This is a genomic window from Streptomyces harbinensis (assembly GCF_900116145.1).
GTDB lineage: Bacteria > Actinomycetota > Actinomycetes > Streptomycetales > Streptomycetaceae > Streptomyces > Streptomyces carpaticus.
In genome coordinates this window covers 123,253-149,776 of record NZ_FPAB01000010.1, presented here as the reverse complement: position 1 = coordinate 149,776, position 26,524 = coordinate 123,253, and the positions used below count along the sequence as shown (strand labels likewise).

The window sequence follows — 26,524 nt, the reverse complement described above, 5'->3', positions numbered from 1 at the left end:
CTGACCCTTTCACGCCATGCCGGTGATATGGCGTACCGTCTCGGATGTCCGGGCCCTGACCAGTTCAGCCTGATTCTCGAGCTCGCCCCCCGCGTGATCCGTCACTGTGTGGTGAAGGTGCCCGGCGATCCCCAGGCAGGCTTCGGTCAAGGTCTCCACCTGGGACTGCCATGCCTCCGCGACGTCGGTCAGCGCTCTGCCGGTTTCGAACCCGGGCGTGCGCAGGAGGATGCCGGCGACGCGCGTCGGATTGTCAGCCACCAGCCCGTGTTCCTGCAAGGACGTCGCCAGTTCATCGGCCTGCACCCCGATGGCGCTGATATCGGCGCTGTGAACGACGAGTTCCCCCTGTTCACCTCCGGCCGGCGACGTGCTGTTGAGCTGTGTACGAGCGATTTCATCGCGCGCGTCCGCCTTGATCCGGGCCCATTCCTCATCGAAGCCCACTGCTGCCGGCCTCCTCCTCCGACCTGCCGAACTCTCCGGGACACAGGATGACTCCTGTGTCCCGGAGAGTGGGTGCCAGAGGTCAGGCCGGGGCGATCAGCCCGGCGTGGCGCTGGTCGACCCGGTGGTAATTGCCCATGATGTTCACCAGTGCGCCGCCGATGGCGCCCGATACGCCACGGAGCTTGTCCAGCTCCGCGTTGAACACCACCATGTTCTGGTCCAGTGCGGTCTTGGCCTCACCGATCCAGCCGGCCGAGACGGCGCGCATCGCGGCTTCGATCTTCTCCAGGCTCTCCTTCAGCTGGCGCTCGATCTCACTCAGCTCCTCGCTTCCTTGGTTCAGCCCTGAATACCTGACGGAGATGTGGTCGTCTGTCATGGTCTGCCCTTCACACAGTCGATTGCCGGAACCTCTCGGTCTCCGTCTAGAGCCCGGCCACCACGGGGTTTCCACCGGTGGACAACGGGGCGTACACGGACTTCAGGGCCGCGGCCTGTTCCTGTTCCTCGGTCGAGAAGCCGTCCCGGCTCAGGCGGACCAGCTCCGCCAGGTTCTCCAGAGCCGCCGAGAGTTTGTGGATGTCGAGGCCCAGCTGCTCCTGGCCCCGGCTGAACTCCCCGGCACTCGTGCTCTGCCAGTGCGCCCGTACGGTCGTCTTGGTCTCGTCCGACTGGGCGCTCATCGAGGCGATGAGCTGCTGGGCTTCCTCGAAGTGCCCCAGCAGCGTGGTGATATCGCCACTGCTGACGGTGAGATCACTGTTCGCAGGCTCTTCCGCCATGCTGACTCCTCCTCCTTGGTGATCGATTCAGGCAATCCTCACGGCACTCAGCGCAGGGGTGTGATGCCCGGCGGGCCGTGGAGGTCCTGGTCGGTGATCGGCGGTGGTGGTGTGTAGTCCTCCGCCAGCCGCGCCATGATCTGCTGCAGGCGTTCCCTGTTCTCCGCCTCGACGTTCTCGTAACCGTGCTGCGAGATGAGCGTCGCGATCCCCAGGGCCTCGATCAGGTCCTGCTGGATGCGGATGAAGGCCTCCAGCCGGTGGGTCGCGCTCTGGAACTCATGGGAGATCTGCGTCATCCCGGGAATCAGGCCACCGAAGTTGTACTGGTCCAGCCGCAGCTCGGCCATCAGCGACGGCGTCAGGCCCGCCGATCGCGTCCTGGTCAGCAGATCGTCGAGCCGCCCGCGGAAGGCTCCCAGTGCCTCCGGGGAAACGATCAGGTCCGGCGCGGAGCCGGTTTCATCGGGCATGCCCCACCCCCATTTTCATCTACCCCCCGTGCCCCCTCCCTTGCCGTTCGTAGCTCATCTTAGGCGTCGGCTACATCGGACAGACACGCGGGTAACCACGCGAGTGAGACTAGTGACGGTTCCTGCGCCCGCTATCCGTACAGGTACTCATCCACGGCACTGAGTACCGGGAGAGACCGAACGTCTATGCTCTTGACGTGACTTCGACACCGCAGGGACTCACCCCACGGCAGGCCAGACGACTGCGGATGGGCATCGGCGCGGCGGCCATGGCCGTGATGGCGGTGGTGCTCGTCATGCAACTCGGTGACGGTTCCTCCCTGGTGTCCCTCGGGCTCTACGGCGCGGCGTTCGTCCTGTCCGGCGCCGTCATCGAGATGAGCCGCCGGGGCCGTACCCGGCTGGGCATGGCGGTTCTGGTCACCGGGTTCGTTCTCGTCCTGCTCGCGGAATGGCTCCTGCGCAGCCGATAGTTCACGCCCGGGTGCGCTGCGTTACCATCGGTCGCAGTCGGCAGCTTTGTGGTGAGAAGGGAGTCCCCGCGATGTCCGGGACGGAGACCGAGGCCGAGATCGCCGCTCGCAAGGAGCGGGAGAAGGACGAACTGTACGCGCTGGACATCTCGGGGGTGGAGTGGCTGAGCGCGCCGGGCAGCCCCGAGGAGGAGCGGGTCGAGATCGCCTACCTGCCCGGCGGCGGCGTCGGCATGCGCAACTCCAGCGACCCCGACACCGTGCTGCGGTACACCGCGGCCGAGTGGGAGGCCTTCGTCCTGGGCGCGCGGGACGGCGAGTTCGACATCGAGTGAGCCGGACCGTGCCGCGTCACCGGTAGGCCAGCAGGGCCGCTTCCTTCCGGGGGGCGTTGGTGTGGAAAGCGGCGGAGGCCATGATCAGGGTCCGGGTCCGGGAGTCCCACGCGATGCGCACGTCGTAACCCAAGGCTCCCCACATGTCGGCCTCCGGGGCGGCGTTCCCGTCCAGGGTCATGACCGTGCGCTCCGCGAGCGTTTCCGGGTCGATCGCCAACAGCGCCCCCGGGTGTTCCCCCCGTTCGCCCCGGTACACGAGCAGTTCGCCCTCGACCATGGCGATCGGCCGCATGGTCGCTCCATCGGCGGGGACGTCGCCCACCAGCTCGCCCGTCGTCAGGCGGAACACCGACAGCCCTACCGCGTCCATCCCCGACAGGGCGAGGTAGTCCCCGCCGACGAGGGCGCCGCCGCACCACCAGGGGGCCTGGAGGGAGCAAGGTGACGCGTGCCGGTGCTTCTCGTAGCCCACCTCCGTGAGCACGGAGTTCCTGGTGTCCTCGACCACGAACACCCGCTCGTCACCGGGGAACATACCGTCGAGACGGACGTGGATGACCAGTGGTTCGACCGAGATCACCCCGGTGATGTCCAGCCGGGAGCCCTCCACCTCGTAGTCGAAATCCCACCGCCAGAGCTCTTCCCCGTCCTCGGTCGTCGCCCGCAACCCCGTGCCCGTGTGGCCGTACCCGCACACGCCCAGGTCGTTGCAGCCGGTCCCGCACTCCAGCCGGGAGACGAAGCGGTCCTCCAGCACCGTGAAACCCGTCTCGGCGCACCGCCCGCTCGGCTGGTGCCACCACAGCTGCTCGCCGTCACTGATCCGGAACCCGGCGCCTCCGTTCCAGGAGCCGATCGCGACCGTGTCGCCCAGGATCGCCGGCTGCAGGTAGGGAGCTTTCATCCGGGTGGTGCCCAGCGCGATGGTGGCCTGCTGTTCGCCGCTCGTCAGATCGACCACGATCAGATGCTCACAGCTCATGCCGGAGAGGACGGCGATCCGGCCCGCGTCGACCCGCGGGGACGAGGTGCAGCCGTTGCGTCCCGCCGCCAGCGGCATCCTCCACCGTTCACTGCCGTCGGACACCGCGTAGGACACCAGGGCGTCGGGCATCACCCGCACGACGGTGTCCTCATGGAGCCACAGTCCGGCCTCCCACACCTCCTCGTCGAAGGAGCTGGTGTCGGGTGCCGGGATCTGCCAGGCCAGGGTCGCCTCGATCGGCTCGGCCGGCAGCGGTGCCGGGGGCGCCGGCTCCGCAGCGGCCGGTTCCCGGCCCAGGCGTTGGTCGATCGCCCACACCAGGCCGCCGGCCGACACCAGCACCGCCAGGGACAGGGCGATGAGGAGCGGAGCCGCCCAGCGCGGGTGTCCGCCGGTGGGGGCAGGCGGCGGGATGGCCGGGCCGAAGCCGCCGTGGGGCTGGGACATCTGGGGTCTCCCGGACGGGTCAGGAAGTGGCGGTGGTACGGCGACGGCGACGACGGCGGCGGTCCCGCAGGATCAGTGCGGTGCCGGCCACCGAGGCCGTCAGGACGGTGCCGGTGAGCAGGACGTAGGTGCCCAGCCGTTCGGCGCGGTCCGCGTAGGACTCGCCGAGTTGGAGCTCCGGGATGTCGGGCGCCGGGGCGGGCGGCGCCGGCTCGTCCGGGACCGGGGCGTCGCCGGGTGCCGCCGGTTCGGTGAGGGCGCGGACCGGGTCGACCACGCCCCAGCCGATGTACGGGTCCGGGCCGGGGATACCGCGCTCCGCCGTCTGCTGGAGATGGGTGATGACCTGCGGCGCCGTCCAGTCCGGGTACTTGGCGCGGAGCAGCGCCGCGACGCCGGCGACGTACGGGGCCGCGAAGCTGGTGCCGTTGTCCACGCACTGGCCGCCGCCGGGGACCGTGGAGACCATGTCGACGCCGGGCGCCGCGATGCCGACGAAGTCGCCGGACTGGGAGAAGAAGGCGCGCTCGTTGTTGCGGTCGGAGGCGGCCACGGCCAGGACGCCGTCGTACGCGGCGGGGTAGGTCTCGGCCATCGACCCGTCGGCGCCGTCGTTGCCCACCGAGGCGATGACGACGACGTCCGCGGTGAGGGCCGCGTCGATCGCCCGTTTCAGATTGTTGTCGTCGCTGAGCTGTTGCTCGCTGTCCTGCGAGATGTTGATGATGCGCGCCCCCTGCGCCACCGCGTGGTCGATGGACCAGGCCAGCGAGTCGACCGTGCCGCTGCCGTACGCGTCGTTCTGCCGCACCGGGATGATCGTTGCCTCCGGCGCCAGCCCCACGAAGCCGCTGGCGTCGTCCGGCCGGGCGGCGATGATGCCGGCGACCTTGGTGCCGTGGCCCACGGTGTCCGTCGTTCCGTCGCCCCGGCTGACCGAGGAGGGCGCGTCGTCCTCGTCCGGGTCCTCGGGCGTGAAGTCCGCTCCGGAGGATCGGTCGACGGCGTCGGCCAGCTGCGGGTTGGTGGTGTCCACGCCGCTGTCGATCACCGCGACGCGGATGTCCGCCCCGCGGGTGTCCTGCCACAGCCGGTCCAGCAGGACGCGCTGGAGCGACCAGGGCTGTTCCTCGATCGGTTCCGAGGGGAAGGTGCAGCGCCGGTCGTCGGCGAGGGCCGCGCCCGCCGGCCCGTACGGTACGTACAGCGCGCCCGCCAGCAGCGCGCACGCCGCCACGATATTCCGTCGTCCCATCCGTGTTCCCCCGCTCATGATCCCTGCGGCTGCCGGGCGCTCTCCGGATCCAGGCGCGGGCCGACCGGCAGGAACTGCGACCAGTGGGCGGGCACCGGGACCGGGGTGACGTCCCGGTAGCCGAGCCGGATCCGGGTGTCGTCGGCGCTCTTGTCGGCGGTGGCGCCGGCCGTCACCGCGTACCGCAGTCCGGTGTCGGTGACCAGGAACAGGCCGCCCGCCTCGGCCTGTTCGCCCTGGACCTGGCGGTAGAGCAGGCCGGAGCCGGGCGTGACGTACGCGCTGCCCGCCTCGTTCACGATCGTGGCCGGGTAGCCGGTGCCGGCCCAGGTGCTCAGTTCGGTGGCGCCGTCGTCCTCGTCCACGCCGCGCAGCACCGAGCAGACGGTCTCGCGCGGATCGTCGTCCCCGTCGAGGGCGTTGACCTGCTCGGCGGCGTGCTCAGGCCAGTGCCGCCCGCTGTCGATGCTGTCGGCGGCGGGGGCCGGGGTGAACGTCTGCGCACCGACCTCCAGCGGGCGGCCCGCCTGGCCGAGCGGTCCGGCGGCCGGGCTGGACAACAGCAGCCGGGCGGTGAACTCCGAGACGGGCACCACCTTCTGCGGCAACACCACGTAGTGCTGCGGTCCGGCGCCGGTGGGGGCGAGCAGCACCGTGCCGACCAGGTCGGCGCCCGGATCCAGGCCCGGTACGCCGGCCGGTGCGCCGATGACGCCCTCCAGTTCCGGGAAGACGATGGGGTCGCCGTCGTTCAGGGTGGCGAGCCACTCCTCGGTGACGGGCTGCGGCTGTTGTTCGCTGCCGACCAGCGAGCGGTGCAGGAGTTCCGTCTCGTCGCCGGGCAGCTGTTCCCAGTCCGGGCCGCCGATGAGGTACTTGGTGCCCGCCTCGTCCACCAGATAGCTGGCCTGGTCGCGGGTGGAGGCGACGTACAGCACCTGTCCGTCGCGCAGCCGCTGCCGTCCCTCGACCCGGTCCGCGTCGCGCTCGCCGAGGACGAACACCGCCTGCTGCACGCCGCCGGCCCCGCCGCCGGGGCGCTGGCACACCGCCCACCGTTTGGCGGTCCCGGCGTCGGCGGCGGACGGCAGCCGGTCGGGGGCGTACGGGATGCCGAGGGTGGCGCCGTGCGGGATGCGGCCGTTGTCCAGCTCGCGTTCGTTGACGCTGACGATGTCGAAGGAGTCGGGGTCGAGCAGCAGCCGGGCGGAGGAGAGGTTGAGCACCGGGTGCAGCTGGTCGCGGCCGTCGGTGGTCAGGACGACGTAGCGGGTGGTGGACTCGCTGCCGATGATGACGTTCTTGTTGGGCGTGTCCCAGTTCGCGGGGACGGCCGGCTTGAACATCCCCCAGGCGCCGAAGCCCGCCAGCACCAGCGCGCCGACCACCAGGCCGGGCACGACGGCGCGCAGCGGGCGCGGGGCGCCCTCGTCGCTGCCGGTGGGCGAGGGCTGTACGAAGGCGGCGACCCGCCGTCGCTTGGCGTAGGTGTATGCGTTCAGCTCGTCCTTGCGCGAGGCCATGGCCGGGCGCTCCTCCCCCGTGCGGCTGGTTCAACTGTCCGGGTCGGCTGTGCCGGTCGCCGGAGTCGACCTCTACTATGCCGGGTGACGAACCGATCACCGGGAGGAGGGGGGCGTTGACGATGACGACCACGGTGACGGCGGCCCACAGCACGGCACCTGACGCCGCGTCCCGGGAGCCGGTGTCCGCGCCCGGACGTCCGCCGGTGGCGGACCGGGGGACGCGGGCGGCGTCCGGGGCGGCGGGCGCGGCGTCCGGTCCCGGACTGGTGGTGTGGCCGCTGGTGTGTGTGCAGGCGGCGCTGGCCCTGGTGCTGGGCGCCTGGGCGGCGGACAGCCCGGTGCTGCTGGCGGCTGCCGCGCCACCGGCCGCCGCCCTGGTGCTGATCGCCGTGGCCCGGCGGCGCGGCCGGCCGCTTCCGGTGTGGGCCGCGGCGGTGCGGCGGTTGCGCCGCCGCCGGCGGCGGGCCGTGGGTCCGCTGCCGTCCGGTGTCGATCCGCTGCTGTCGCTGGCTGCCGAGTGCGAGCCGGGGCTGCGCAGTTACGCGGTGCAGCGCTCGAAGGCCGCCGGAGGCGCGGGGAGCGGCGCGCTGGGCTCGTCCTGGGCGGGCGATGTGGGCATGGCCGGGGACGGCAGCCGGCTCACGGCCGTACTGCGGGTGGAGGCGCCGCGCGCGCCGCTGCAACCGGGGCGGGACGGCAGTCCGTTGCCGCTGGCCCTGCTGGCGGACGCGCTGGAGACGGACGGCATCGTCCTGGACTCGGTGCAGTGTGTGCAGCACACCCAGCCGGCGCCCGCGCCGCAGTTGCCGGACCAGGCGATCGCCGGGCGGAACTACGCCCAGTTGCTGGGCACCGCGGCGCAGGGCGGCCACGCACCGGCGCCCGGGCTGCGGCTGACCTGGGTGGCGCTGCGGCTCGACCCGGAACGGTGCCGAGCCGCCGTTGCCGAACGCGGCGGCGGGCTGAGGGGCGCGCAGCGGGCACTGACCCGGGCCGCCGACCAGCTCGCGAGCCGGCTGACCGGGGCGGGGTTCCGGACCACGGTGCTGTCGGAGGCGGAGCTGCTGTCGGCGGTCGCCGCCTGCGTCAGCTCCAACCCGGCGACCACGACGCTGATCGGCCAGGGCGACGGACCCAGGCCGCGGCGTACGGCGGAGAGCACCCGGGGCTGGCGGTGCGACGACCGCTGGCACACGACGTTCGAGGTGAGCCGGTGGCCGGAGCCGGGCGCCGGATCGGTGCCCCTGCCGGCGCTGGTGGCGGCGCTGACCTCGGGGCCGGCGTTCGCGACGACCTTCGCGCTGACGCTGCGCCGGCACGGCGCCGACGCGGTGTCGATGGCCGGGCACGTCCGGGTCACCGGGCGCGGCGAGGAGCATCTGCGGGCGGCGGGCGAGGCGTTGCTGCACACGGCGCGGGGGGTACGGGTCGGGCTGGCCCGGATGGATTACGAGCAGCTGCGCGGGGTGCGGGCCACCCTGCCGCTGGGAGGCGGGCACTGATGGGCCGGGGCGGCGGGCGGATACTGACCGCGGACGAACTCGCCGGGCTGGCGCTGCCGGTCGGCGACGACGGCGTGGTGATCGGCGTCGATGTCCGGGGGCGGCCGGCGGTGCTGGGGATACATCACCCGGTGCCGTACGAGATCGTGCTGATCGGCGGCGTGTGGACGGCGCAGGTGCTGGCGCTGCGCGCGGTGGGCACCGGCACCCGGGTGGCGGTGGAGACCGGGCGGCCCCGGCTGTGGACGCGGCTGGCGCAGGCGGCGGACGGCGGCATGGAGCTGATGACGCTGCACGAGGTGGGCAAGGTGCCGCCGCTGGGCGCGACGCTGGGCAACCCGGTGCTGGTGGTCCGCGACTGCGGCATCCGGCCGCCGCGCGGGCGGGTGGTGTCCGCCCCGTGGCAGCCGGTGCTGACGCTGCTGCCCTATCTGAGCCCGGTGGCGCCGCGGCTGGCCGAACGCGCCGCGCTGGTGGGGGTGCAGCGGATCTCGCCGGAGGAGGGGGCCCGTATCGGTCCGGTGATGGGGCTGCCGGCGCAGCAGACGGAGGCGCTGTCGACGCTGGCGGAGGACGCCACGGTGTGGTGCACGCGGCGGGCCCGGCAGTTGGTGAGGCTGGTGCCCACCGATGGGGAGGCCGGGTTGCTGGGGCATGCCAGCCGGCTGGATCCCAGCAGCTGAGTGACGGAGCGGGGAGGGAATACAGCGGATGGGATTCGGCGATCAGCCGTGCGGAGCGAACCCCTACCAGGACCCGTCCTGGCTGCGGCCGGTCTCTTCCGGTGGGCCGCCTCCGCCCGGTGGCGGCGGCACGGGGGGCGGCAGGGGCGGCGGACACGGCACGGTGCGGGCCCTGGCACTCGGCCTGGCCGGCACGGCACTCACCTTCACGGCCATCGCCGCGCTGCTGGTGCTCACCGACCCGGGCCGGGCCGCGGACGGGGCGGTGGTCGCCACCGGGAAACCGGACGAGGCCGATGGGGCCCGCAGTCGTCATCCCGATGACCCGCGCGCTCCGATGACCGACTCGTCGGTGTCCGTGGTTTCCGAGGACTGGCTGGTCGTGACCAGCTCCCAGCGGTACACGGCGTTCGACGTGCCCCCGGACTGGGGCGTGGGGCCGGAAGGGTCGACCCTGTCGTTCAGCCGGGAAGGCGACTGGGAGAACCCCGTCACCATCGGGGACCCGGCCATGTTGTGGAACCCCGCGTGCGAGTACTGGTCCGAGGACACCATGGCCGAGGCCGAGGCCGATGGTGCCGACGCCCTCGTGGACGCCAGGGCCCTGGCCGGAACCCGGAGTGGTCAGGGGACGACAGGCACCGAGGAATCGAGCCGGGAGCTCGCGATGGACCTCCTGGTGTCGCGTTACGGTCGGGACGAGGGGGCCCAGGTCGAGGTGACGGAGACCCGGCCGTTCGGCAACGACCACGGCGTGCGGGGCCATGTGACCACCGCGACGATCACCGGGCGCCCGGACAATCCGGAGGCGCGCTGTCCGGTGCGGGACGGTCTCGCCATCGGCGTCTCGTATCTCAATCCCGTCCACGATCTCGTGGAATGGGGCCTGGTGGCCGATACCGGCTATGACGACGAGCTGTCCGATGAGACCATCGAGCAGATCCTGGGCAGTATCCGGTACCACGACGCCGGTTGACCGGGCTCGGACGGCCGGCCGCACCCCTGTCCGTATCACGCCGGTTTGACCGGTGTGATGAGCGAAGCCTTCGCGGGGAGGGTGCGGTTACCGCCGCTATGGTGATTAGGCTGGATGCGGTCGCGGCGTGCGCGCCGAGAGGCCACTCACCCCGGTCCATGCCGAGGGAACCGCACGGGGGCTCAGGTCCGTCATCCGCGTAACGGTCCCATGATGCCCGGGCCAGAAAGCAATACCAGCAGCGGGAGGCGTCGTGAACACCGATCGGGACAAGGTTCGCACCGGGGAGGACAGCTCCGTCCCCGACGAACGGCCCGACGAGGAACTGCTTGAGGAGGAGACGGAGACCACCGGGCAGTTCACCATCGACTACACGCCTCCCGCCTGGTACTCGGGGGGTGCCGCGGCGTCCGTGCCGTCCGCTCCGCCGGTGGGTGGTCCCCCGGTGCCGCCGCCCGCCGCGCCGCCTGCTCCGCCGCAGGACGCCGTTCCTCCGCCGGCCGCCCCACCGGCCGCCGACCGGGGGCCGGTTCCCGAGTTGCACCCGCAGGATGTGCCGGTGCCGCCGCCCGCGCCGGCCCCGCAGCAGCCGCCCTCGCCGCGCGAGGAGGGTGAGGGCCTGAACAGCACCACGCTCCAGTTCTCCGCCGCCGCGGTGCGCAAGGCCGTACGGGAGCAGCGCCCGCCGCAGCAGCCCGCGCCGGCCGCCGGGCCCGGCGCCGTACCGCCGGTGCCACCGGCCGCGCCGCCGGGTGGACTGCCGCCGCTGCCGCCGGACTTCCAGATCAAGCCGCCGACGCCGGCCGGGGCACCGCCTTCGGCACCGGCCGGGGCCGGCGAACCGGAGGAGGCCGCCGGAGCGCGGGATGAGAAGGAGGACGCGGCCGGCGGGAACCGGGCCACGGAAGCTTCCGCCGCGTCCACCGACACGGCCGCAGCTCCCGGGCCGGACGAACCGGCCGACGCCGCGCCCGCGGCCCCCGGTGATGCCGCGCCCGCGTCGGACGCCACATTCGTCTTCACTCCCAAGGGTGCGGCGGACTTCGCGCAGGAGCAGCCGCCCGTCCGGGTCGAGTTCGCCCGCGCGGAGCCCGAGACGCCGATTCCGGCTCCGGAGGAGGCGGAGGAGAGTCCGCAGGGCGGGGACGCGGAGCCGGCCGACGAGGACCCGCAGCAGGACGAACCGCAGGACGCCGTACCGCCGGCCTTCCAGCAGCAGGCGGCGCAACCGGAGCAGGCGGCCACGCCCGCGCCCCCGCCCGCTGCGCCGTACGCGCCGCCCGCCGCCGCGCCGCAGCCGCCGGTGGCCGGACCGCCGGCGGCCGGGCCCGTCGCGCCGTACCCGCAGCCGCAGCCGGGCCAGGGGCCGGGCGGGCCGGTGCAGAGCCCGCCGCCGCCCGCGCCGTACCCGGGTGCCCCGGAGCACGGCGGGCCAGGCCCCGCCGCCCACGCCCCGTACCCGCAGCCGGGTCAGCCCGGCGTGCCGGGTCAGCCGGGACCGGGCGGCGTTCACCCTCCGCACGCGCAGCCGACGCCGCAGCAGCCGCCCGCCGCCCCGGCGTACCCGCACCAGCCCGCCCCCGGGCAGCCCTACCCGCAGCCGCAGCCCGGGGCCCCGTACGCGCACCATCCGCAGGCGCCGTCGCCCGGCCAGGACGACCAGAGCGACCGCCCCGCCGGGCCGCCGCCGTACGGTCAGCCGGGCGGTCCGCAGTTCGCCCCACCGCAGCAGCCGGGACCGCACCCGCAGGCCCACCAGGGGCAGCCATCGCAGCCCCAGGGCCAGCAGCCGGCGCAGGACCCCCGGGCCGCGGCGGGCTGGCCCGGCGCGCAGCCGTACGAGGGGGCCCAGCCCGGCGCGCTCGGCTACACGGCCTCCGTCGAGCTGTCCTCCGACCGGCTGCTCCAGGACAAGCGCCGCAACAAGCAGCGTTCCCAGCCCGCTTCCAAGGCGGGCTCCCGGTTCCGGATCGGCGGCAAGGCGGCGGAGGCGGAGCGGCAGCGCAAGCTGGATGTCATCCGCACCCCCGTGCTGTCCTGCTACCGGATCGCCGTGATCAGTCTCAAGGGCGGCGTCGGCAAGACCACCACGACCACCGCCCTCGGCGCCACGCTGGCCAGTGAGCGGCAGGACAAGGTGATCGCGATCGACGCCAACCCGGACGCCGGTACGCTCGGCCGCCGGGTGCGCCGCGAGACCGGTGCCACGATCCGCGATCTGGTGGGGGCGATCCCGTACCTCAACAGCTACATGGACATCCGCCGGTTCACCTCGCAGGCGCCCTCCGGTCTGGAGATCCTCGCCAACGACGTGGACCCGGCGATCTCCACCACGTTCAACGACGAGGACTACCGCCGCGTCATCGACGTGCTCGGCAAGCAGTACCCGATCATCCTGACCGACTCGGGTACCGGCCTGCTCTACAGCGCGATGCGCGGCGTCCTCGATCTCGCCGATCAGCTGATCATCGTCTCGACGCCCTCGGTGGATGGCGCCAGCAGCGCCAGCACCACCCTCGACTGGCTCGCCGCCCACGGCTACGGCGAGCTGGTGCAGCGCAGCGTCACGGTCATCTCCGGAGTGCGGGAGACCGGCCGGCTGGTGAAGGTCGAGGACATCGTGGCCCACTTCGAGACCCGCTGCCGCGGCGTGGTCGTCGCCCCGTTCGACGAGCACTTGGCGGCCGGCGCCGAACTGGACCTGGACCTGATGCGGCCCAAGACCCGGCAGGCGTACTTCGATCTCGCCGCGCTGATCGCCGAGGACTTCGTCCGCGCCCAGCAGCAGCAGGGGCTGTGGACCCAGGACGGCGGGCTGCCGCCGCACATGGCGCCGCCGCTGCCCGGCCAGGGCCAGGTTCCCGGCCAGCCGCCACAGGGGTACGGGTACCCACCGCCGCACCAGCAGCAGCCGCCCGGGTACGGCTACCCGCCCCAGCAGCCCCAGCAGCCGCAACACCCGGGCTACGGCTTCCCGCAGCAGCCCGGCGGGTGGGGCGGGCCCCCGCCGCCGCAGCGCTGACGCAGGACGACGGCCGCCGCCGGTCCGTGAGGGACCGGCGGCGGCCGTCGTCGTGTCGCTGCGATGGGCGGGGCGGTCACCCGCCCGCCGTACCGCTCACCGCGGGGGCGGCGGCAGTTCCCGCACCCGCTGCTTGTCCTCCTCCAGCCGCGCCAGGAAGGCGTCCAGGCTCGGGAAGGTCTCCTGGCCGCGCACGAAGGAGTGGAAGTCCACGGCCACCCACTGCCCGTACAGGTCCAGATCGGTGCGGTCCACCACATGCGCCTCGACCGACCGGACGGTGCCCTCGAACTGCGGATTGGTGCCGATCGAGATGGCCGCAGCCCAGCGCTCCTCGCCCGCCGTCAGCCAGCCCGCGTACACCCCGTCCGCCGGGATCGCCGAGCCCGGCACGACGTCCAGGTTCGCGGTCGGGATGCCCAGGTCACGGCCGCGCGCCGCGCCGTGCACCACTTCGCCCTCCACCCGGTGCGGGCGCCCCAGCACCGCCGCCGCGCCCGCCACGTCGCCCGCGGCGATCAGCCGGCGCGCCAGCGAGGACGAGAACGCCTCGCCCTCGCCGACCTCGCCGCGCACGTACAGATCGATGACCCGGACGTCGAAGCCGTAGCTCTCGCCCAGTTCGGCCAGTGTCGCCACGCTGCCCGCCGCCCGGTGCCCGAACTGGAAGTTCGGCCCCTCCACCACGGACACCGCGTGCAACTTCTCCACCAGCACCTTCACCACGAACTCCGCCGGGGAGAGCTGGGAGAGTTCCTTGGTGAACGGCAGCACCAGCACGGCGTCCACCCCCAGCTCCGCCATCAGCTCGGCACGCCGCCGGTGCGGGGCCAGCAGCGCGGGCTGGCTGCCGGGCCGGATCACCTCCGTCGGATGCGGGTCGAAGGTGATGACCACCGCGGGGACGCCCAGCTCCCGGGCCCGCTCCACCGCCTTGCCGATGATCAGCTGGTGACCGAGGTGCACGCCGTCGTACGACCCGATGGTGACGACACTGCGCCCCCAGTCACCGGGGATCTCCGCCATGCCACGCCAGCGCTGCACCGTTTACGCTCCTCGCCGATTCTCGCGGATTCCGATGGGCCCATGCGGTGGCCCGCCGCGGCTCCAAGGTACCCGGCCACCGGTCGGGGCCCTCACGACGGGGAGGCCGCCGGGGCGGCGAACACCGCGAGGCTCTTGGCCCGCGCGTCCCCCGCCGCGTCGATCAGCGCCACCAGATCGCCCTGCGGACCGAACACCGCCACCGGCCCGTCCGGCAGCCCGGTCGCCGCGATGCGCACCCCGTTGCCGATGAGGCGCGCCTGCCGCTCGTCCACGTCCCAGCGCGGGAACGCCGCCGCGGCGGCGTCCGCCAGCGGCAGCACGGTCAGCTCGGCGCGCAGCGCGTCCAGGGTGCGGGCGCCGCCGGGCCCGGCCAGGCCGTACGGCCCGACCCGGGTGCGGCGCAGCGCCGTCAGATGGCCGCCGGTGCCCAGCGCCGCGCCCAGGTCGCGGGCCAGCGCCCGGATGTACGTCCCGGAGGAGCACACCACGCCCACGGTGACGTCGGTGACGGGGGTGCCGTCCTCGGCCACCGCCGCGCTCACCTGGTGCACGTCGAAGGAGCGCACCGTCACCGGCCGCGCGGGGAGGGCGACGTCCTCGCCCTCCCTGACCCGCTTGTAGGACCGCTTGCCGTCGACCTTGATGGCGCTGACGCTGGCGGGGACCTGGAGGATGTCGCCGGTCAGCGCCGCCACCGCGGCGTCCAGGGCGGCCCGGTCCACGCCGGGTGCGCCCGCGCCGCCGGTGAACTCGCCCTCGGCGTCGTCGGTGACCGTGTTCTGGCCGAGCCGGATGACGCCCAGGTACTCCTTCTCGGTGAGCGCCAGATGCCCGAGGAGCTTGGTGGCCTGGCCCAGCCCCAGCACCAGGACGCCGGTGGCCATCGGGTCCAGGGTCCCGGCGTGCCCGACGCGACGGGTACGGGCGATGCCGCGCAGCTGCGCCACCACGTCGTGCGAGGTGTGCCCGGCGGGTTTGTCGACGACGACGATCCCGTCCGGGCCACCGCTGGCTTTGCTCATCGGTCGGTACGGTCCTCGGTGCTCCCGGTGGTCCCGGTGCCCTCGGTGTCCGCGCCGTCCCGGGTCTCCGTGCTGCCTGCGCCGTCCTCGCGGTCGGCGCTGTCCTCGCGGTACGGGTCGGCCCCGCCGGCATACTGCGCCCCGGCGGAGGTACGGCGTACCTCCTCGTCCCGCTCCCGGGCCCGGTCGAACAGGTCCTCCAGGTTGCGGGTGGTCTCCGGCAGCGCGTCGGGGACGAACTCCAGGCTCGGGGTGTGCTTGACCCCGGCCGCCGCGCCGACCGCCGCGCGCAGGACGCCCTTGGCGCTGCGCAGCCCGGCGGCGACCTCCTCGCGGTCGCTCTCGTCCCCGTACACGGTGTAGAAGACGGTGGCTTCCCGCAGATCGCCGGTGACCCGGGTGTCGGTGATGGTGACCCGGGTGCCGAGCCGGGGGTCCTTGATGCCCCGGTGCAGCTTCTCGGCGATCACCTCGCGGATGAGGTCCGCCAGCCTCTTCGCGCGCGCCTTGTCGGCCACTGGTCCTTCTCCTTGCCTGCCGTTCGGCTTGCTTTTCGCTATTCGTCGTGATCGCCGTGGATCCGCCGCCGCACGGACAGCAGTTCCACCTCGGGGCGGCCGGCCACCAGCCGTTCGCAGTCGTCCAGGAGCCCGGACAGATGCCCGTGGTCCCCGGAGACGGCGGCCAGGCCGATCCGGGCCCGGCGGTAGAGGTCCTGCTCGCCGACCTCGGCGGCGCTCACCGCGTACTTGCGCTGGAGCTCGGCCACGATGGGCCGGACGACCGAGCGCTTCTGCTTGAGGGAGTGCACGTCCCCCAGCAGCAGGTCGAAGGACAACGTCCCGGTATACATGCTGATGATCGTAACGGGAACGGCCGGGGCCGATCGACGGAGTTTTCCCACCCCGCCGACCGGCCCCGGCCCACCGCGCTAGACGCGCGGCTTCTCCCGCATCTCGTAGGTCGCGATGACGTCGTCGATCTTGATGTCGTTGAAGTTCCCGAGGTTGATACCACCCTCGAAGCCTTCGCGGATCTCGGTGACGTCGTCCTTGAAGCGGCGCAGACCCTCGATGTTGAGGTTCTCCGCCACGACCCGGCCATCGCGCAGCAGCCGCGCCTTGGTGTTCCGCCTGACCTCGCCGGAGCGGATGATGACACCCGCGATGTTGCCCAGCTTGGAGGAGCGGAAGACCTCGCGGATCTCCGCGGTGCCCAGCTCGACCTCTTCGTACTCCGGCTTCAGCAGACCCTTCAGGGCCGCCTCGATCTCCTCGATCGCCTGGTAGATGACCGAGTAGTACCGGACGTCCACGCCCTCACGCTCGGCCGCCTGCGTGGCACGCCCCTCGGCGCGCACGTTGAAGCCGATGATGATGGCGTCCGAGCCGGCCGCCAGGTCGATGTCGGTCTCGGTGACCGCACCCACCCCGCGGTGCAGGACCCGCAGGTCCACACCCTCGCCGACGTCCAGCTGGAGCAGCGAGGACTCCAGGGCCTCGACCGAACCGGACGCGTCGCCCTTGATGATGAGGTTGAGCTGCTGGATCTCGCCTTCCTTGAGCACCTTGTCCAGGTCCTCCAGCGACACCCTGCGGACGCGCTTGGCGAAGGCCGCGTTGCGCTCCCGCGCCGCCCGCTTCTCGGCGATCTGCCGGGCGGTACGGTCCTCGCCGACCACCAGGAAGTTGTCGCCGGCGCCCGGCACGTTGGTCAGACCCTGCACCAGGACGGGCGTGGACGGACCGGCCTCGTAGACGTTCTTGCCGGAGTCGTCCAGCATCGCCCGCACCCGGCCGTACGCGTCGCCCGCCACCATCGTGTCGCCGACGCGCAGCGTGCCGCGCTGGACGAGCACCGTGGCCACCGCACCGCGACCGCGGTCCAGGTGGGCCTCGATGGCGATGCCCTGGGCGTCCTGACCGGGGTTGGCCCGCAGGTCGAGGGCGGCGTCGGCCGTGAGGATCACGGCCTCCAGCAGCCCGTCGATGTTGGTGCCCTGCTTGGCGGAGATGTCGACGAACATGGTCTCGCCGCCGTACTCCTCCGCGACCAGGCCGTACTCGGTCAGCTGACCGCGCACCTTGGTCGGGTCCGCGCCCTCGACGTCGATCTTGTTGACCGCGACGACGATCGGCACCTCGGCGGCCTTGGCGTGGTTGAGCGCCTCCACCGTCTGCGGCATCACACCGTCGTTGGCGGCGACCACCAGGATCGCGATGTCGGTCGACTTCGCACCACGGGCACGCATGGCGGTGAACGCCTCGTGACCCGGGGTGTCGATGAAGGTGATCTTGCGGTCGTCGCCGTTGACCTCGGTGGAGACCTGGTACGCACCGATGTGCTGGGTGATGCCGCCGGCTTCGCCCTCGATGACGTTGGTCTTGCGGATCGCGTCCAGCAGACGCGTCTTGCCGTGGTCGACGTGACCCATGACGGTCACCACCGGCGGCCGCTTGACCAGGGCCTCTTCGCCGCCCTCGTCCTCACCGAACTCGATGTCGAACGATTCGAGCAGCTCGCGGTCCTCCTCCTCGGGGCTGACGATCTGAACGGTGTAGTTCATCTCGTCGCCGAGGAGCTGGAGGGTCTCGTCGGAGACCGACTGGGTCGCGGTGACCATCTCGCCCAGGTTGAACATCACCTGGACCAGCGACGCCGGGTTGGCGTTGATCTTCTCCGCGAAGTCGGTCAGGGACGCACCGCGCGACAGCCGGATGGCCTCACCCTTGCCGCGCGGCAGCATCACGCCGCCGATCGACGGGGCCTGCATGGCCTCGTACTCCTGGCGCCGCTGCCGCTTCGACTTGCGGCCACGCCGGGCCGGACCGCCGGGGCGGCCGAAGGCGCCCTGCGTGCCACCACGGCCACCGGGACCGCCGGGACGGCCACCGAAGCCCGGACGGCCGGCGAAACCGCCGCCGCCACCGGCACCGCCGCCACCACCGGGACGGCCGGCGAAACCGCCGCCGCCACCGGGCCGGCCGGCACCGCCCGGACGGGCGCCGCCGCCACCGCGGAAGCCGCCACCGCCGCCGGGACGGGGACCGCCCTGGCCACGGCCGCCGGGACCACCGGGACCGCCGCCCGGACGGCCGCCGGCCGCCGGACGCTGCGGCATCATGCCGGGGTTCGGACGGTTACCGCCGCCGGGACGCGGGCCACCGGGGGCCGCACCCTGCGGACGGGGCATGTTGCCCGGGGTGGCACGGCCGCCACCGGGCGCCTGCGGACGCGGACCCGCCGCGCCCTGCTGGCCGCCACCGGGACGCGGACCGCCCTGGCCCTGGCCGCCGGGGCGCGGCGCGCCGCCGGGACGCGGGGCCTGCGGACGGGCCATGCCCGTGGAGCCACCGGTCGAGAAGGGGTTGTTGCCCGGGCGCGGACCGGCCGGACGTGCGCCCGGCTTCGGGGCACCCGGCTTGGCGGCGCCGCCACCCGGCTTGGCACCGGACGGCTTGGGAGCCGCGGCACCCGGCTTCGGGGCCGGACGCGCGCCCGGCTTGGGGGCCGCGCCACCCTGGCCACCGGGGCCCGGACGCTGGCCGGTGGGACGCGGCGCCGGCTCGGGGCTCGGCGGCGCGGTGAACTCGGGCGCCGCGGGGCCCGGCTTGGCACCCGGCTTCGGGGCGGCCGGCGGCGGGGTGGGACCCGGCCGCGGGGCGCTGCCCGGCTTGGGGGCCTGCGCACCCGGCTTGGGCGCGGCGGGACCCGGACGGGGACCGGGGGCGCCCGGCTTGGGCGCGGCACCCGGCTTGGGGACACTCCTGCCCGGCGCACCGGGCTTCGCGGACTTCCTGGCGTTGCCGGAACCCGCGCTGAGCGCGTCGGTCAGTTTTCGGACAACCGGCGCCTCGATCGTCGAGGACGCCGAACGGACGAATTCACCGAGTTCTTGGAGCTTGGCCATGACGACCTTGCTTTCGACTCCAAGCTCCTTGGCGAGCTCGTATACCCGGACCTTAGCCACTTCGCTCCTTACGGTCCGGGGTGGGTCGTCCCTCGGACCTTCGCTATTTCACGGGCGTACTCATCGCGTACTCATCGAGTGCTCATCGCAATCTCGACCTACTTCCGACTCGCGAGGTACCTGGACCGCGTGGTGACCACCACGCGGCGCTTCTTACGTTTGGTGCGTTTCCTGTGCTTCCGCCCGGCCGATCAGCCGTGCCAGCTCTCCGGTGTCAAGCGGCCCCTGGGTCCGATAGGCCCGGGGGAACGCCCGACGGCGGACCGCCAGCTCATAGCAGGCCGGTACGGGATGCACATAAGCGCCCCGACCGGGCAGCGTACCGCGTGGATCGGGGACGCACCGCCCCTCGATCACCACCGCACGCAGCAGATCATCCCGGGCCGAGCGTTGCCTACAGCCAATGCACGTCCGCTCCGGGCATGCCTGGACACGTGTCCGGCCAGACACCGTAGATTCTACCTCCCCGTACGTACCGCTTCCCTACCCGGGTGGGCACGATCAGCGCCCCGTCGCACGGGGCTCCGGCTGTCACAACGGCGCGGTGGCCGTTCTCATTCCCCGGACGGGCGCGCGTCCCCTCCGCCGCCCGCTGCGCCCTCGGGGCGGCGCTGCTCGGTGTCGGGGCGGATGTCGATGCGCCAGCCGGTCAGCCGGGCCGCCAGCCGGGCGTTCTGCCCCTCCTTGCCGATGGCGAGCGAGAGCTGGTAGTCGGGGACGGTCACCCGCGCCGAGCGGGCCGCCGCGTCCACCACCTCGACCCGGCTCACCCGGGCCGGGGACAGGGCGTTGGCCACCATCTCCGCCGGGTCGTCGGACCAGTCCACGATGTCGATCTTCTCGCCGTGCAGCTCCGCCATCACATTGCGCACCCGGCCGCCCATGGGGCCGATGCAGGCGCCCTTGGCGTTCAGCCCGGGGCGGGTGGAGCGCACCGCGATCTTGGTGCGGTGGCCCGCCTCGCGGGCGATCGCCGAGATCTCCACCGAGCCGTCGGCGATCTCGGGGACCTCCAGCTCGAAGAGCTTCTTCACCAGGCTCGGGTGGGTACGCGAGAGCGTGACGGACGGGCCGCGCGCCCCCTTGGCCACCCGCACCACGTAGCAGCGCAGCCGGGAACCGTGGGTGTACGACTCACCCGGCACCTGCTCCTGCGGCGGGAGCACGGCCTCCATCTTGCCGATGTCCACCAGCACGCTGCGCGGGTCGCGGCCCTGCTGGACCACGCCGGCCACCACATCGCCCTCGCGCCCGGCGTACTCGCCGAAGGTGACGTCGCCCTCCGCGTCCCGCAGCCGCTGCAGGATGACCTGCTTGGCGGTGGTCGCCGCGATCCGGCCGAAACCGTCCGGGGTGTCGTCGAACTCGCGCGGCTCGGGCCGCTCGCCGTCCTCGCCCACCTCCAGGTCGGCCGCGTCCTCCTTGGCCCACACCGTCACATGGCCGGTGGCCCGGTCCAGCACCACCCGCGCGTGGCGGCGGCTGCCCTCGGTGCGGTGGTAGGCGATGAGGAGGGCCGATTCGATCGCCTCCACCAGCAGATCGAAGGAGATCTCCTTCTCCCGCACCAGTCCCCGCAGGGCACTCATGTCGATGTCCACGGCTACGCCTCCTTCTGGCTCTCGTCGTCGTTGTCGTCGTTGTCGTCGCCACCGTCGGCGCCGTCGCCGGCCGCGGGGCGGTTGAACTCGATCTCCACGCGGGCGGCGGCGATCTCCGCGAACTCCACCCGGCGCGCGGTCGGCCGCCGTCCCTTGACGCCGGGCACTTCGAGATCCAGGCCGCTGTCGTCCACACCGGTGATCCGGGCGGTCAGCTCGCCGCCCTCGTGCAGCTTGGCCTTGATCAGCCGGCCGAGGGCGCGCCGGTAGTGGCGGGGCTCCGTCAGCGGCCGGTCGGCGCCGGGCGAGGAGACCTCCAGGACGTACGGCGCGGACCCGAGGGCGTCGGCGGCGTCCAGCGCGGCGGAGGCGGCGCGGCTCAGCTCGGCGCACGCCTCCAGGCCCACGCCCTCGTCGGTGTCCACCACGATCCGCAGCACCCGGCGCTTGCCGGCCGGCGTCAGGCGCACGTCCTCCAGATCCATCCCCCGCTCCGCGGCCAGTGGCTCCAGCAACTCCCGCAGCCTGTCGATCTGGGTCGTGCTCATCCGGGTGACTCCTCGGCCGCGTCTGCTGTTGTGGGGATACGGGGGGCTCACGCCCGCGGCACAGCCTATCGTCTGTGGCACGGTACGCCGACCGCGTTGTCGTCCGGGCCGGGCACGCCGGGAAGGCGGGGTCGCGGACCGATGAGCTGAGTGCACAGGTACGCTCACCTTGCGGTGATCTCCACTGGAGATATCGCTGACGCATCATCAGATGACCTCACCTGCGGGAAGTACGGGGAAGCCATGTCCAGCGGCCCGCCCATCGAGCTGCCCAGACGTACCCTTCTGCTCACCGGCGGCGCCCTCGCCGCCCTGACCGGTCTCACCGGCCTGCTCAGCGGCTGCTCCGCGGCGGACGGAGCCGGGCAGGACCGCACCGGCGAAGCCGCCGCCGGCGGCGACGAGGGGCTGCGGCGGCGGGCCGCCCGGGACAGCTCCAAGCTGCTGGCCCACTACGACGCCACCACCGGCGCCCACCCGGATCTCGCCGGGGCCCTCACCCCGCTGCGGGAGACGGTCGCCGCGCAGCTGACGGCGCTGCAGGAGGACGACGCCCCGGCGCCGGCCTCCGCGCCCCCCGTCCCGTCCGACGCCTCCGCCGCACTCGACGAACTGATCACCGCCGAGCGCACCCTCGCGGAGGAGCGGCTGCGCGCCCTGGAGGGCGCCCCGCCGGAGCTGGCGCGGCTGCTGGCCTCGCTGTCGGCGGCCGGCTCGGTCCATGTCTATCTGCTGGGAGAGGCCCGCGCATGACACAGCGGACGACGCGGCGGGGCGAGGAGCCCGCCGAGGTCCCCGACACCCCGGCGCTGCGCGCGACGCAGGCGGCGCTCGCCGCCGAGCACGCGGCGGTGTACGGGTACGGCGTGGTCGGCGCCCGGATCGGCACGGAGCGGGACGCGGAGGTGCGCGAGGCGTACACCGGACACCGGGCGCGGCGGGACGCGCTGCGCCGCGCCGTGCTGGACCTCGGCGCGGTGCCGGAAGCGGCGGCGGCGGCGTACGCGCTGCCGTTCGAGGTGACCGACGCCGCGACGGCGCAGGCGCTGGCCGCCGACCTGGAGGCGCGGGTGGCCGGGGCGTACGCGGACCTGGTGCTGGCGGCGACCGGCGCGGCGCGCCGGGACGCGGCGGCGGCGCTGCGCGACAGCGCGGTGCGGGCGGCGCGGTGGAGCGGGACGGGTACGGCGTTCCCGGGGCTCGCCGAGTACGCGGAGGGCCGGGCATGACGGCGGCGCCGGATCTGGCCGCGCCGCGCCGGCTGGCACTGGCCCAGCCGGCGGCGGCCGGCGCGTGGCTGGCGGAGCTGCCGGAGCTGGTGGCCCGCCGGGCCCGGGCGTGGGAGCTGACCGTGGAGCGGGTGGCCGCGCCGGGCGGGCGCACCAGCATGACGGTGCTGGTACGCCGCGCGGACGGCACCCCGGCGGCGCTGAAGCTGTGCGCCCCGGGCGCCTCCGCCGCGCTGGAGGCGGCGGCGCTGGCGCGCTGGGACGGGCGCGGCGCGGTGCGGGCGCTGGAGGCGGCCCCGGAGGACGGGGCGCTGCTGCTGGAGCGGCTGCACGGCGAGACCTCGCTGCGGTCGCTGCCGGAGACCAAGGCGATGCTGGAGGCCGTGTCCGCGCTGCACCGGCTGTGGGTGCCGCCGGGTGCCGGGCACCCGTTCCCCACCGTGGCGGAGCGCACCGCGGGACTCGCGGCGGACGGCGCGGATCTGCCGGAGGGGGCGGGCCCGCTGATCGCCGAGGCGCTGGCGGCCCGCGCCGAGCTGCTGGCCGGCCCGCCGGAGGAGGTCCTGCTGCACGGCGACTTCCGGCAGGGCGCGGTGCTGGCGGCCGACACCGGGCGAGCGCCGTGGCTGGCGGTCGGGCCCGATCCGCTGGTGGGCGAGCGGGCCTACGATCTGGCCCGGCTCGCGCGCGACCGGCTGCACGATCTGATCGCCTCGGCGGGTGCCCCGGCGATCACCCGGCGCCGGATGACGAAGCTGGCCGCCTCTGTGGAGGCCGACCCCGAGCGGCTGCGCGGCTGGACCCTGTTCCGCGCGGTGGAGTCGGGCATCCGCGCGCACGGCGAGGGACGCCGGACGGACGCGGAGGCACTGCTGGAGTTCGCCACCTGGCTGTGACGGACGGCCTGGCGCGCCCTGCCCTCGGCCGCCCGGCCGGGGGTCATGCCCGGGCCCGGCACGGCCCGCCGTTGCCCGTCTGGCCGCGGGCCATGGCCGGGCCTGGTACCCGGCGGGTTGGGGCCTCGCGGGGTCTTGGGCGTGGCGCCCGGCGGGCTGGGGCGTGGGGCCCGGCGGGTCGCGGAGTGGCGCCCGGCGAATCGGGCGTGGACGGGGTCAGCGAAGGCCGCCCCCGGAGACGACGGGCCGGACGACCGGCGGCACGTCCCGCCCCGGCCTGCACTGCCCGGCCCGGGCCCCGGACCGGGCCCGTACGCCGCCCCGGCATCCGCGGCCTACGCGGCCCTGCCGGAACCGTAGCCCGGTCCTACGCGGCCCGGTGGCGTAGCCGCCAACGGGAACGGCAATCCGCACGGCTGGCAGCACCGCCAGCGCGGCGGGTCGTACCCGTAGGCCGTTCCGGCACCCCATCTACGCGGCCCGCTCACGAGCCGCAGGCCGCATGCGCACAACGCTCCGGCACCGGGGCCCTGCCCTGCGGCCCGGGGGCGAAAACGCCTCCGGCGACAGCAACCCAAACGGCTAGCCGCACAACCCGCGCGACCCCACCGGGGCTCCCAGACCGACCCGCACACCGTCCCAGCACCCCGCCTGCGCGGCCCGGGCGCGGCGGCGTCGCCGGAGGCGGCGATCCGGACAGCCGGCAGCTCGGCTCGACCGGAGCCGCAGGCCGTACCCGTACACCGCGCCGCTGCACGCGCGGGGCGGGACGGGCCGGGGCGGGTGCCGTCGCGGCGCCGTACGTGTCGGGCGCAGGCCGCCCCGCACGCGCACGCCGCCCCGCCGCGCAGTGCGGCGGGGCGGCGTGGCGGTCGTTCTCGGTGCGGCCGGGGCCGGGGCCCGGGGGCCGGCGTCAGCTCAGCTGTGCCGTCAGGCGGGCGATCGCCTCGTCCACCGTCAGGTCCTCGCGCTCGCCGGTGCGGCGGTCCTTCAGCTCCACGCGGCCCTCGGCCGCGCCGCGGCCCACCACGAGGATCGTCGGAACGCCGATCAGCTCGGCGTCGGTGAACTTCACGCCCGGCGACACGCCCGCGCGGTCGTCCAGCAGGACGCGGACGTCCGCGGCGCCGAGGCGGTCGGCGATCTCGCCGGCCAGTTCCGTCTGCACCGCCTTGCCCGCCGCCACCACGTGCACATCGGCCGGGGCGACCTCGCGCGGCCAGCACAGGCCCTGCTCGTCCGCCGTCTGCTCGGCCAGCGCCGCCACCGCGCGCGAGACGCCGATGCCGTAGGAGCCCATCGTCACCCGCACCGGCTTGCCCTCGCGCCCCAGCACCTCCAGGCCGAAGGCGTCCGCGTACTTGCGGCCGAGCTGGAAGATGTGGCCGATCTCGATCGCGCGGTCCAGGTTCAGCCCGGAGCCGCAGTTCGGGCACGGGTCGCCGGGCTCGACGACGACCACGTCCAGGTACTGGTCGACCTCGAAGTCGCGGCCGGCGACCACGTTGCGGGCGTGGACGCCCGGCTTGTTGGCGCCGGTGACCCAGGAGGTGCCCGGGGCGACGCGCGGGTCGGCCAGGTAGCGGAAGGCCTTGCCCGCCATGCCCTGCGGGCCGACGTAGCCGCGTACCAGGTCGGGCCGCTGCGCGAAGTCCTCGGCGGTCACCAGGTCGACCACCGCCGGGGCCAGCGCCTCGGACAGCTTGCCGAGGTCCACCTCCCGGTCGCCGGGCACGCCGACGGCCGCGATCTCGCCGTCGATGGTGATGAGCAGGTTCTTCAGGGTGGCGGAGGCGGGCACGTCCAGGTGCGCCGCCAGCGTCTCGATGGTGGGGGTGTCGGGGGTGTCCACCTCCTCGATCCCGGGGTGGTTCACGCCCTCGACCGGGGTCAGCGCGAAGCTGACGGCCTCGGTGTTGGCGGCGTAGCCGCAGGCCGGGCAGTCGGCGAAGGTGTCCTCGCCGGCCGCCGCCGGGGCCAGGAACTCCTCGGAGGCGGAGCCGCCCATCGCGCCGGAGATCGCGGAGACGATGCGGTAGTCGAGGCCGAGGCGGGTGAAGATCTTGATGTACGCCTCGCGGTGCAGCCGGTAGGACTCGGCCAGGCCCTCGTCGGTGGTGTCGAAGGAGTACGAGTCCTTCATCTGGAACTCGCGCCCGCGCAGGATGCCGGCCCGGGGGCGCGCCTCGTCCCGGTACTTCGTCTGGATCTGGTACAGCACGACCGGGAGGTCCTTGTACGAGGTGCACTGGTCCTGGACCAGCTGGGTGAAGATCTCCTCGTGGGTGGGGCCGAGCAGGTACTCGGCGCCCTTGCGGTCCCGCAGCCGGAAGAGCAGGTCGCCGTACTCCTCGTACCGGCCGGTGACCTCGTAGGGCTCCTTGGGCAGCAGCGCCGGCAGCAGGACCTCCTGGGCGCCGATGGCGTCCATCTCCTCGCGGACCACGCGGGAGACGTTCTCCAGGACCTGCTTGCCCAGCGGCAGCCAGCTCCAGATGCCGGCGGCGGTGCGGCGTACGTACCCGGCGCGCACCAGCAGCCGGTGGTTGGTGGTCTCCGCGTCGGCCGGGGCGTCCCGCAGCGTCTTGAGCATGGATCGGGACAGGCGCTGAACTCGGGCTGCCATGGGGATTCGTGACTCCTGCGTGGGATGAGCGATTGCGCCCGAGGGTAGCGGGTCCGCGGCCCGCCGCGCCAAGCGGATGCCGGGGTCAGCGGCGCAGCGGCAGGTCGGCGCCCATCACGGCGTAGGGGCTGGCGGCGGAGGGGAAGTGCACGCGGCGGGCCAGATCGCGGTAGCCGAGCCGTCGGTAGAGGCGGCGGGCGGGGCTCTCGATGTCGATGGCGGAGAGGATGGAGCGGGGTTCCTCCGCGCTGTCGGTGATGCCGGTGATGAGGCGGGTGCCTATGCCGCGGCCCTGGTAGGCGGGGAGGACGTGCAGTTCGGTGATGGTGAAGGAGTCGTCCAGCCACGCGTCGTGTCCGGCGCGGCGCAGGTACGGCTCGACGACGGTGGACCACCACTGGCTGCGGTCGTTGGGCATGCCGTAGACGAAGCCGGCCAGGGCGCCGGTGGCGGTGTGGACGGCGCCCAGCGCGCGGGCGCCGGGGTGGGCGAGGTGGCGGAGCACGATGTGGCGGCGGACCGCGATCTCCTCGGGGGTCAGTCCGAACGCCTGGGCCTGGACGGCGAGGGCTTCGTCCACCCTGGCCGTCAGATCGATGGGTCCGACGGCGATGTCCTGGGCGTCGGGCGCGGTTCCCGAGGCAGATGGTGTCATGCCGGGGAGGCTAACGCG

26 protein-coding genes are annotated in these 26,524 nt (G+C 73.7%); 9 read left to right on the top strand and 17 right to left on the bottom strand.

Annotated elements, in window-relative coordinates:
• Positions 1 to 9 precede the first annotated feature (9 nt).
• The 4 genes from BM385_RS23355 to BM385_RS23340 all read right to left on the bottom strand — a co-directional run bounded on the left by BM385_RS23355 (position 10) and on the right by BM385_RS23340 (position 1,705).
• Positions 10 to 447 (bottom strand): hypothetical protein, encoded by a 438-nt coding sequence (locus BM385_RS23355; RefSeq protein ID WP_019436297.1) that lies wholly within the window; start codon positions 445 to 447, stop codon positions 10 to 12.
• Positions 448 to 529: 82 nt separating this feature from the next.
• Positions 530 to 829, bottom strand: coding sequence for a WXG100 family type VII secretion target (locus BM385_RS23350; RefSeq protein WP_093844273.1), 300 nt, complete (start codon positions 827 to 829; stop codon positions 530 to 532).
• Between the two features lie 46 nt (positions 830 to 875).
• Entirely contained in the window at positions 876 to 1,232 is a 357-nt protein-coding gene (locus BM385_RS23345; protein WP_019436299.1) for a WXG100 family type VII secretion target, read from the bottom strand.
• A 47-nt stretch (positions 1,233 to 1,279) separates the two neighbouring features.
• Positions 1,280 to 1,705 (bottom strand): hypothetical protein, encoded by a 426-nt coding sequence (locus tag BM385_RS23340; RefSeq protein WP_093844272.1) that lies wholly within the window; start codon positions 1,703 to 1,705, stop codon positions 1,280 to 1,282.
• 197 nt (positions 1,706 to 1,902) lie between these two features.
• Between BM385_RS23340 and BM385_RS23335 the strand changes: the two genes are divergently transcribed.
• Positions 1,903 to 2,178: a hypothetical protein gene (locus BM385_RS23335; protein WP_026047855.1), complete on the top strand. Its 276-nt coding sequence runs from the start codon at positions 1,903 to 1,905 to the stop codon at positions 2,176 to 2,178.
• 71 nt (positions 2,179 to 2,249) lie between these two features.
• On the top strand, positions 2,250 to 2,513 hold the full coding sequence (locus BM385_RS23330) for a DUF397 domain-containing protein (protein ID WP_019436302.1): 264 nt from the start codon (positions 2,250 to 2,252) through the stop codon (positions 2,511 to 2,513).
• Between the two features lie 16 nt (positions 2,514 to 2,529).
• On the opposite strand, the gene BM385_RS23325 is transcribed toward BM385_RS23330, so the two are convergent.
• The 3 genes from BM385_RS23325 to eccB are packed head-to-tail and all read right to left on the bottom strand — an operon-like array spanning position 2,530 to position 6,726.
• The gene (locus BM385_RS23325) at positions 2,530 to 3,948 is read right to left on the bottom strand and encodes an outer membrane protein assembly factor BamB family protein (protein ID WP_093844271.1); all 1,419 of its coding nucleotides are present in this window, start codon (positions 3,946 to 3,948) and stop codon (positions 2,530 to 2,532) included.
• Between the two features lie 19 nt (positions 3,949 to 3,967).
• Entirely contained in the window at positions 3,968 to 5,203 is a 1,236-nt protein-coding gene (gene mycP, locus BM385_RS23320; protein WP_254791715.1) for a type VII secretion-associated serine protease mycosin, read from the bottom strand.
• 14 nt (positions 5,204 to 5,217) lie between these two features.
• Positions 5,218 to 6,726 carry a type VII secretion protein EccB gene (gene eccB / locus BM385_RS23315; protein ID WP_019436305.1) on the bottom strand — a complete coding sequence of 503 codons (1,509 nt, stop codon included), beginning with the start codon at positions 6,724 to 6,726 and terminating at the stop codon, positions 5,218 to 5,220.
• A gap of 122 nt (positions 6,727 to 6,848) precedes the next feature.
• Here eccB and eccE point away from each other — a divergent pair, with 122 nt between their 5' ends.
• From eccE to BM385_RS28045, 4 genes are all read left to right on the top strand, one after another.
• On the top strand, positions 6,849 to 8,231 hold the full coding sequence (eccE, locus tag BM385_RS23310; RefSeq protein WP_093844269.1) for a type VII secretion protein EccE: 1,383 nt from the start codon (positions 6,849 to 6,851) through the stop codon (positions 8,229 to 8,231).
• Positions 8,231 to 8,914: a hypothetical protein gene (locus BM385_RS23305; protein WP_019436307.1), complete on the top strand. Its 684-nt coding sequence runs from the start codon at positions 8,231 to 8,233 to the stop codon at positions 8,912 to 8,914. The genes eccE and BM385_RS23305 overlap by 1 nt, the downstream gene beginning before the upstream one ends.
• A 163-nt stretch (positions 8,915 to 9,077) precedes the next feature.
• Positions 9,078 to 9,890 carry a DUF8017 domain-containing protein gene (locus tag BM385_RS23300; RefSeq protein ID WP_093844268.1) on the top strand — a complete coding sequence of 271 codons (813 nt, stop codon included), beginning with the start codon at positions 9,078 to 9,080 and terminating at the stop codon, positions 9,888 to 9,890.
• A 253-nt stretch (positions 9,891 to 10,143) separates the two neighbouring features.
• A complete protein-coding gene (locus BM385_RS28045; RefSeq protein ID WP_254791714.1) occupies positions 10,144 to 12,912 on the top strand; it encodes an SCO5717 family growth-regulating ATPase in 2,769 nt (922 codons plus the stop codon).
• A gap of 96 nt (positions 12,913 to 13,008) precedes the next feature.
• On the opposite strand, the gene BM385_RS23290 is transcribed toward BM385_RS28045, so the two are convergent.
• The 8 genes from BM385_RS23290 to rimP form a co-directional block, all read right to left on the bottom strand.
• Positions 13,009 to 13,956, bottom strand: a complete 948-nt coding sequence (locus tag BM385_RS23290) for a bifunctional riboflavin kinase/FAD synthetase (RefSeq protein ID WP_093844267.1) — start codon at positions 13,954 to 13,956, stop codon at positions 13,009 to 13,011.
• A gap of 92 nt (positions 13,957 to 14,048) precedes the next feature.
• A complete protein-coding gene (gene truB, locus BM385_RS23285) occupies positions 14,049 to 14,981 on the bottom strand; it encodes a tRNA pseudouridine(55) synthase TruB (protein ID WP_019436311.1) in 933 nt (310 codons plus the stop codon).
• Positions 14,978 to 15,499, bottom strand: coding sequence for a 30S ribosome-binding factor RbfA (gene rbfA / locus BM385_RS23280; RefSeq protein WP_019436312.1), 522 nt, complete (start codon positions 15,497 to 15,499; stop codon positions 14,978 to 14,980). Before rbfA ends, truB begins: the two co-directional genes overlap by 4 nt.
• A gap of 38 nt (positions 15,500 to 15,537) precedes the next feature.
• Positions 15,538 to 15,834 (bottom strand): DUF503 domain-containing protein, encoded by a 297-nt coding sequence (locus BM385_RS23275; protein ID WP_026047856.1) that lies wholly within the window; start codon positions 15,832 to 15,834, stop codon positions 15,538 to 15,540.
• A 78-nt stretch (positions 15,835 to 15,912) separates the two neighbouring features.
• On the bottom strand, positions 15,913 to 18,951 hold the full coding sequence (gene infB, locus BM385_RS23270) for a translation initiation factor IF-2 (protein ID WP_078576493.1): 3,039 nt from the start codon (positions 18,949 to 18,951) through the stop codon (positions 15,913 to 15,915).
• Between the two features lie 153 nt (positions 18,952 to 19,104).
• Positions 19,105 to 19,401 (bottom strand): YlxR family protein, encoded by a 297-nt coding sequence (locus tag BM385_RS23265; RefSeq protein WP_078576495.1) that lies wholly within the window; start codon positions 19,399 to 19,401, stop codon positions 19,105 to 19,107.
• 104 nt (positions 19,402 to 19,505) lie between these two features.
• Positions 19,506 to 20,552: a transcription termination factor NusA gene (nusA, locus tag BM385_RS23260; protein WP_093844266.1), complete on the bottom strand. Its 1,047-nt coding sequence runs from the start codon at positions 20,550 to 20,552 to the stop codon at positions 19,506 to 19,508.
• Between the two features lie 2 nt (positions 20,553 to 20,554).
• The gene (gene rimP / locus BM385_RS23255) at positions 20,555 to 21,100 is read right to left on the bottom strand and encodes a ribosome maturation factor RimP (RefSeq protein WP_019436316.1); all 546 of its coding nucleotides are present in this window, start codon (positions 21,098 to 21,100) and stop codon (positions 20,555 to 20,557) included.
• A gap of 243 nt (positions 21,101 to 21,343) precedes the next feature.
• Between rimP and BM385_RS23250 the strand changes: the two genes are divergently transcribed.
• Genes BM385_RS23250 through BM385_RS23240 form a run of 3 tightly spaced genes read left to right on the top strand, consistent with a single transcriptional unit; the run spans position 21,344 to position 23,225 of the window.
• Positions 21,344 to 21,853, top strand: coding sequence for a hypothetical protein (locus tag BM385_RS23250; protein WP_093844265.1), 510 nt, complete (start codon positions 21,344 to 21,346; stop codon positions 21,851 to 21,853).
• Positions 21,850 to 22,329, top strand: a complete 480-nt coding sequence (locus BM385_RS23245) for a DUF4439 domain-containing protein (RefSeq protein ID WP_019436318.1) — start codon at positions 21,850 to 21,852, stop codon at positions 22,327 to 22,329. Before BM385_RS23250 ends, BM385_RS23245 begins: the two co-directional genes overlap by 4 nt.
• Entirely contained in the window at positions 22,326 to 23,225 is a 900-nt protein-coding gene (locus BM385_RS23240; protein ID WP_093844264.1) for an aminoglycoside phosphotransferase family protein, read from the top strand. Before BM385_RS23245 ends, BM385_RS23240 begins: the two co-directional genes overlap by 4 nt.
• A gap of 913 nt (positions 23,226 to 24,138) precedes the next feature.
• Here BM385_RS23240 and BM385_RS23235 read toward each other — a convergent pair.
• Together BM385_RS23235 and BM385_RS23230 are read right to left on the bottom strand one after the other, a co-directional pair.
• Positions 24,139 to 25,851, bottom strand: coding sequence for a proline--tRNA ligase (locus tag BM385_RS23235; RefSeq protein ID WP_026047857.1), 1,713 nt, complete (start codon positions 25,849 to 25,851; stop codon positions 24,139 to 24,141).
• A gap of 85 nt (positions 25,852 to 25,936) precedes the next feature.
• Positions 25,937 to 26,506 carry a GNAT family N-acetyltransferase gene (locus BM385_RS23230; protein WP_051131256.1) on the bottom strand — a complete coding sequence of 190 codons (570 nt, stop codon included), beginning with the start codon at positions 26,504 to 26,506 and terminating at the stop codon, positions 25,937 to 25,939.
• Between the last annotated feature and the right edge of the window lie 18 nt (positions 26,507 to 26,524).

Excerpts from the sequence above, each read along its gene's own strand:
- BM385_RS23350 (WP_093844273.1), bottom strand. The coding sequence starts at position 829 with ATGACAGACGACCACATCTCCGTCAGGTATTCAGGGCTGAACCAAGGA.
- BM385_RS23345 (WP_019436299.1), bottom strand. The coding sequence starts at position 1,232 with ATGGCGGAAGAGCCTGCGAACAGTGATCTCACCGTCAGCAGTGGCGAT.
- BM385_RS23340 (WP_093844272.1), bottom strand. The coding sequence starts at position 1,705 with ATGCCCGATGAAACCGGCTCCGCGCCGGACCTGATCGTTTCCCCGGAG.
- BM385_RS23330 (WP_019436302.1), top strand. The coding sequence starts at position 2,250 with ATGTCCGGGACGGAGACCGAGGCCGAGATCGCCGCTCGCAAGGAGCGG.
- BM385_RS23325 (WP_093844271.1), bottom strand. The coding sequence starts at position 3,948 with ATGTCCCAGCCCCACGGCGGCTTCGGCCCGGCCATCCCGCCGCCTGCC.
- mycP (WP_254791715.1), bottom strand. The coding sequence starts at position 5,203 with ATGGGACGACGGAATATCGTGGCGGCGTGCGCGCTGCTGGCGGGCGCG.
- eccB (WP_019436305.1), bottom strand. The coding sequence starts at position 6,726 with ATGGCCTCGCGCAAGGACGAGCTGAACGCATACACCTACGCCAAGCGA.
- eccE (WP_093844269.1), top strand. The coding sequence starts at position 6,849 with ATGACGACCACGGTGACGGCGGCCCACAGCACGGCACCTGACGCCGCG.
- BM385_RS23305 (WP_019436307.1), top strand. The coding sequence starts at position 8,231 with ATGGGCCGGGGCGGCGGGCGGATACTGACCGCGGACGAACTCGCCGGG.
- truB (WP_019436311.1), bottom strand. The coding sequence starts at position 14,981 with ATGAGCAAAGCCAGCGGTGGCCCGGACGGGATCGTCGTCGTCGACAAA.
- BM385_RS23275 (WP_026047856.1), bottom strand. The coding sequence starts at position 15,834 with ATGTATACCGGGACGTTGTCCTTCGACCTGCTGCTGGGGGACGTGCAC.
- rimP (WP_019436316.1), bottom strand. The coding sequence starts at position 21,100 with ATGAGCACGACCCAGATCGACAGGCTGCGGGAGTTGCTGGAGCCACTG.
- BM385_RS23250 (WP_093844265.1), top strand. The coding sequence starts at position 21,344 with ATGTCCAGCGGCCCGCCCATCGAGCTGCCCAGACGTACCCTTCTGCTC.
- BM385_RS23245 (WP_019436318.1), top strand. The coding sequence starts at position 21,850 with ATGACACAGCGGACGACGCGGCGGGGCGAGGAGCCCGCCGAGGTCCCC.
- BM385_RS23240 (WP_093844264.1), top strand. The coding sequence starts at position 22,326 with ATGACGGCGGCGCCGGATCTGGCCGCGCCGCGCCGGCTGGCACTGGCC.
- BM385_RS23235 (WP_026047857.1), bottom strand. The coding sequence starts at position 25,851 with ATGGCAGCCCGAGTTCAGCGCCTGTCCCGATCCATGCTCAAGACGCTG.
- BM385_RS23230 (WP_051131256.1), bottom strand. The coding sequence starts at position 26,506 with ATGACACCATCTGCCTCGGGAACCGCGCCCGACGCCCAGGACATCGCC.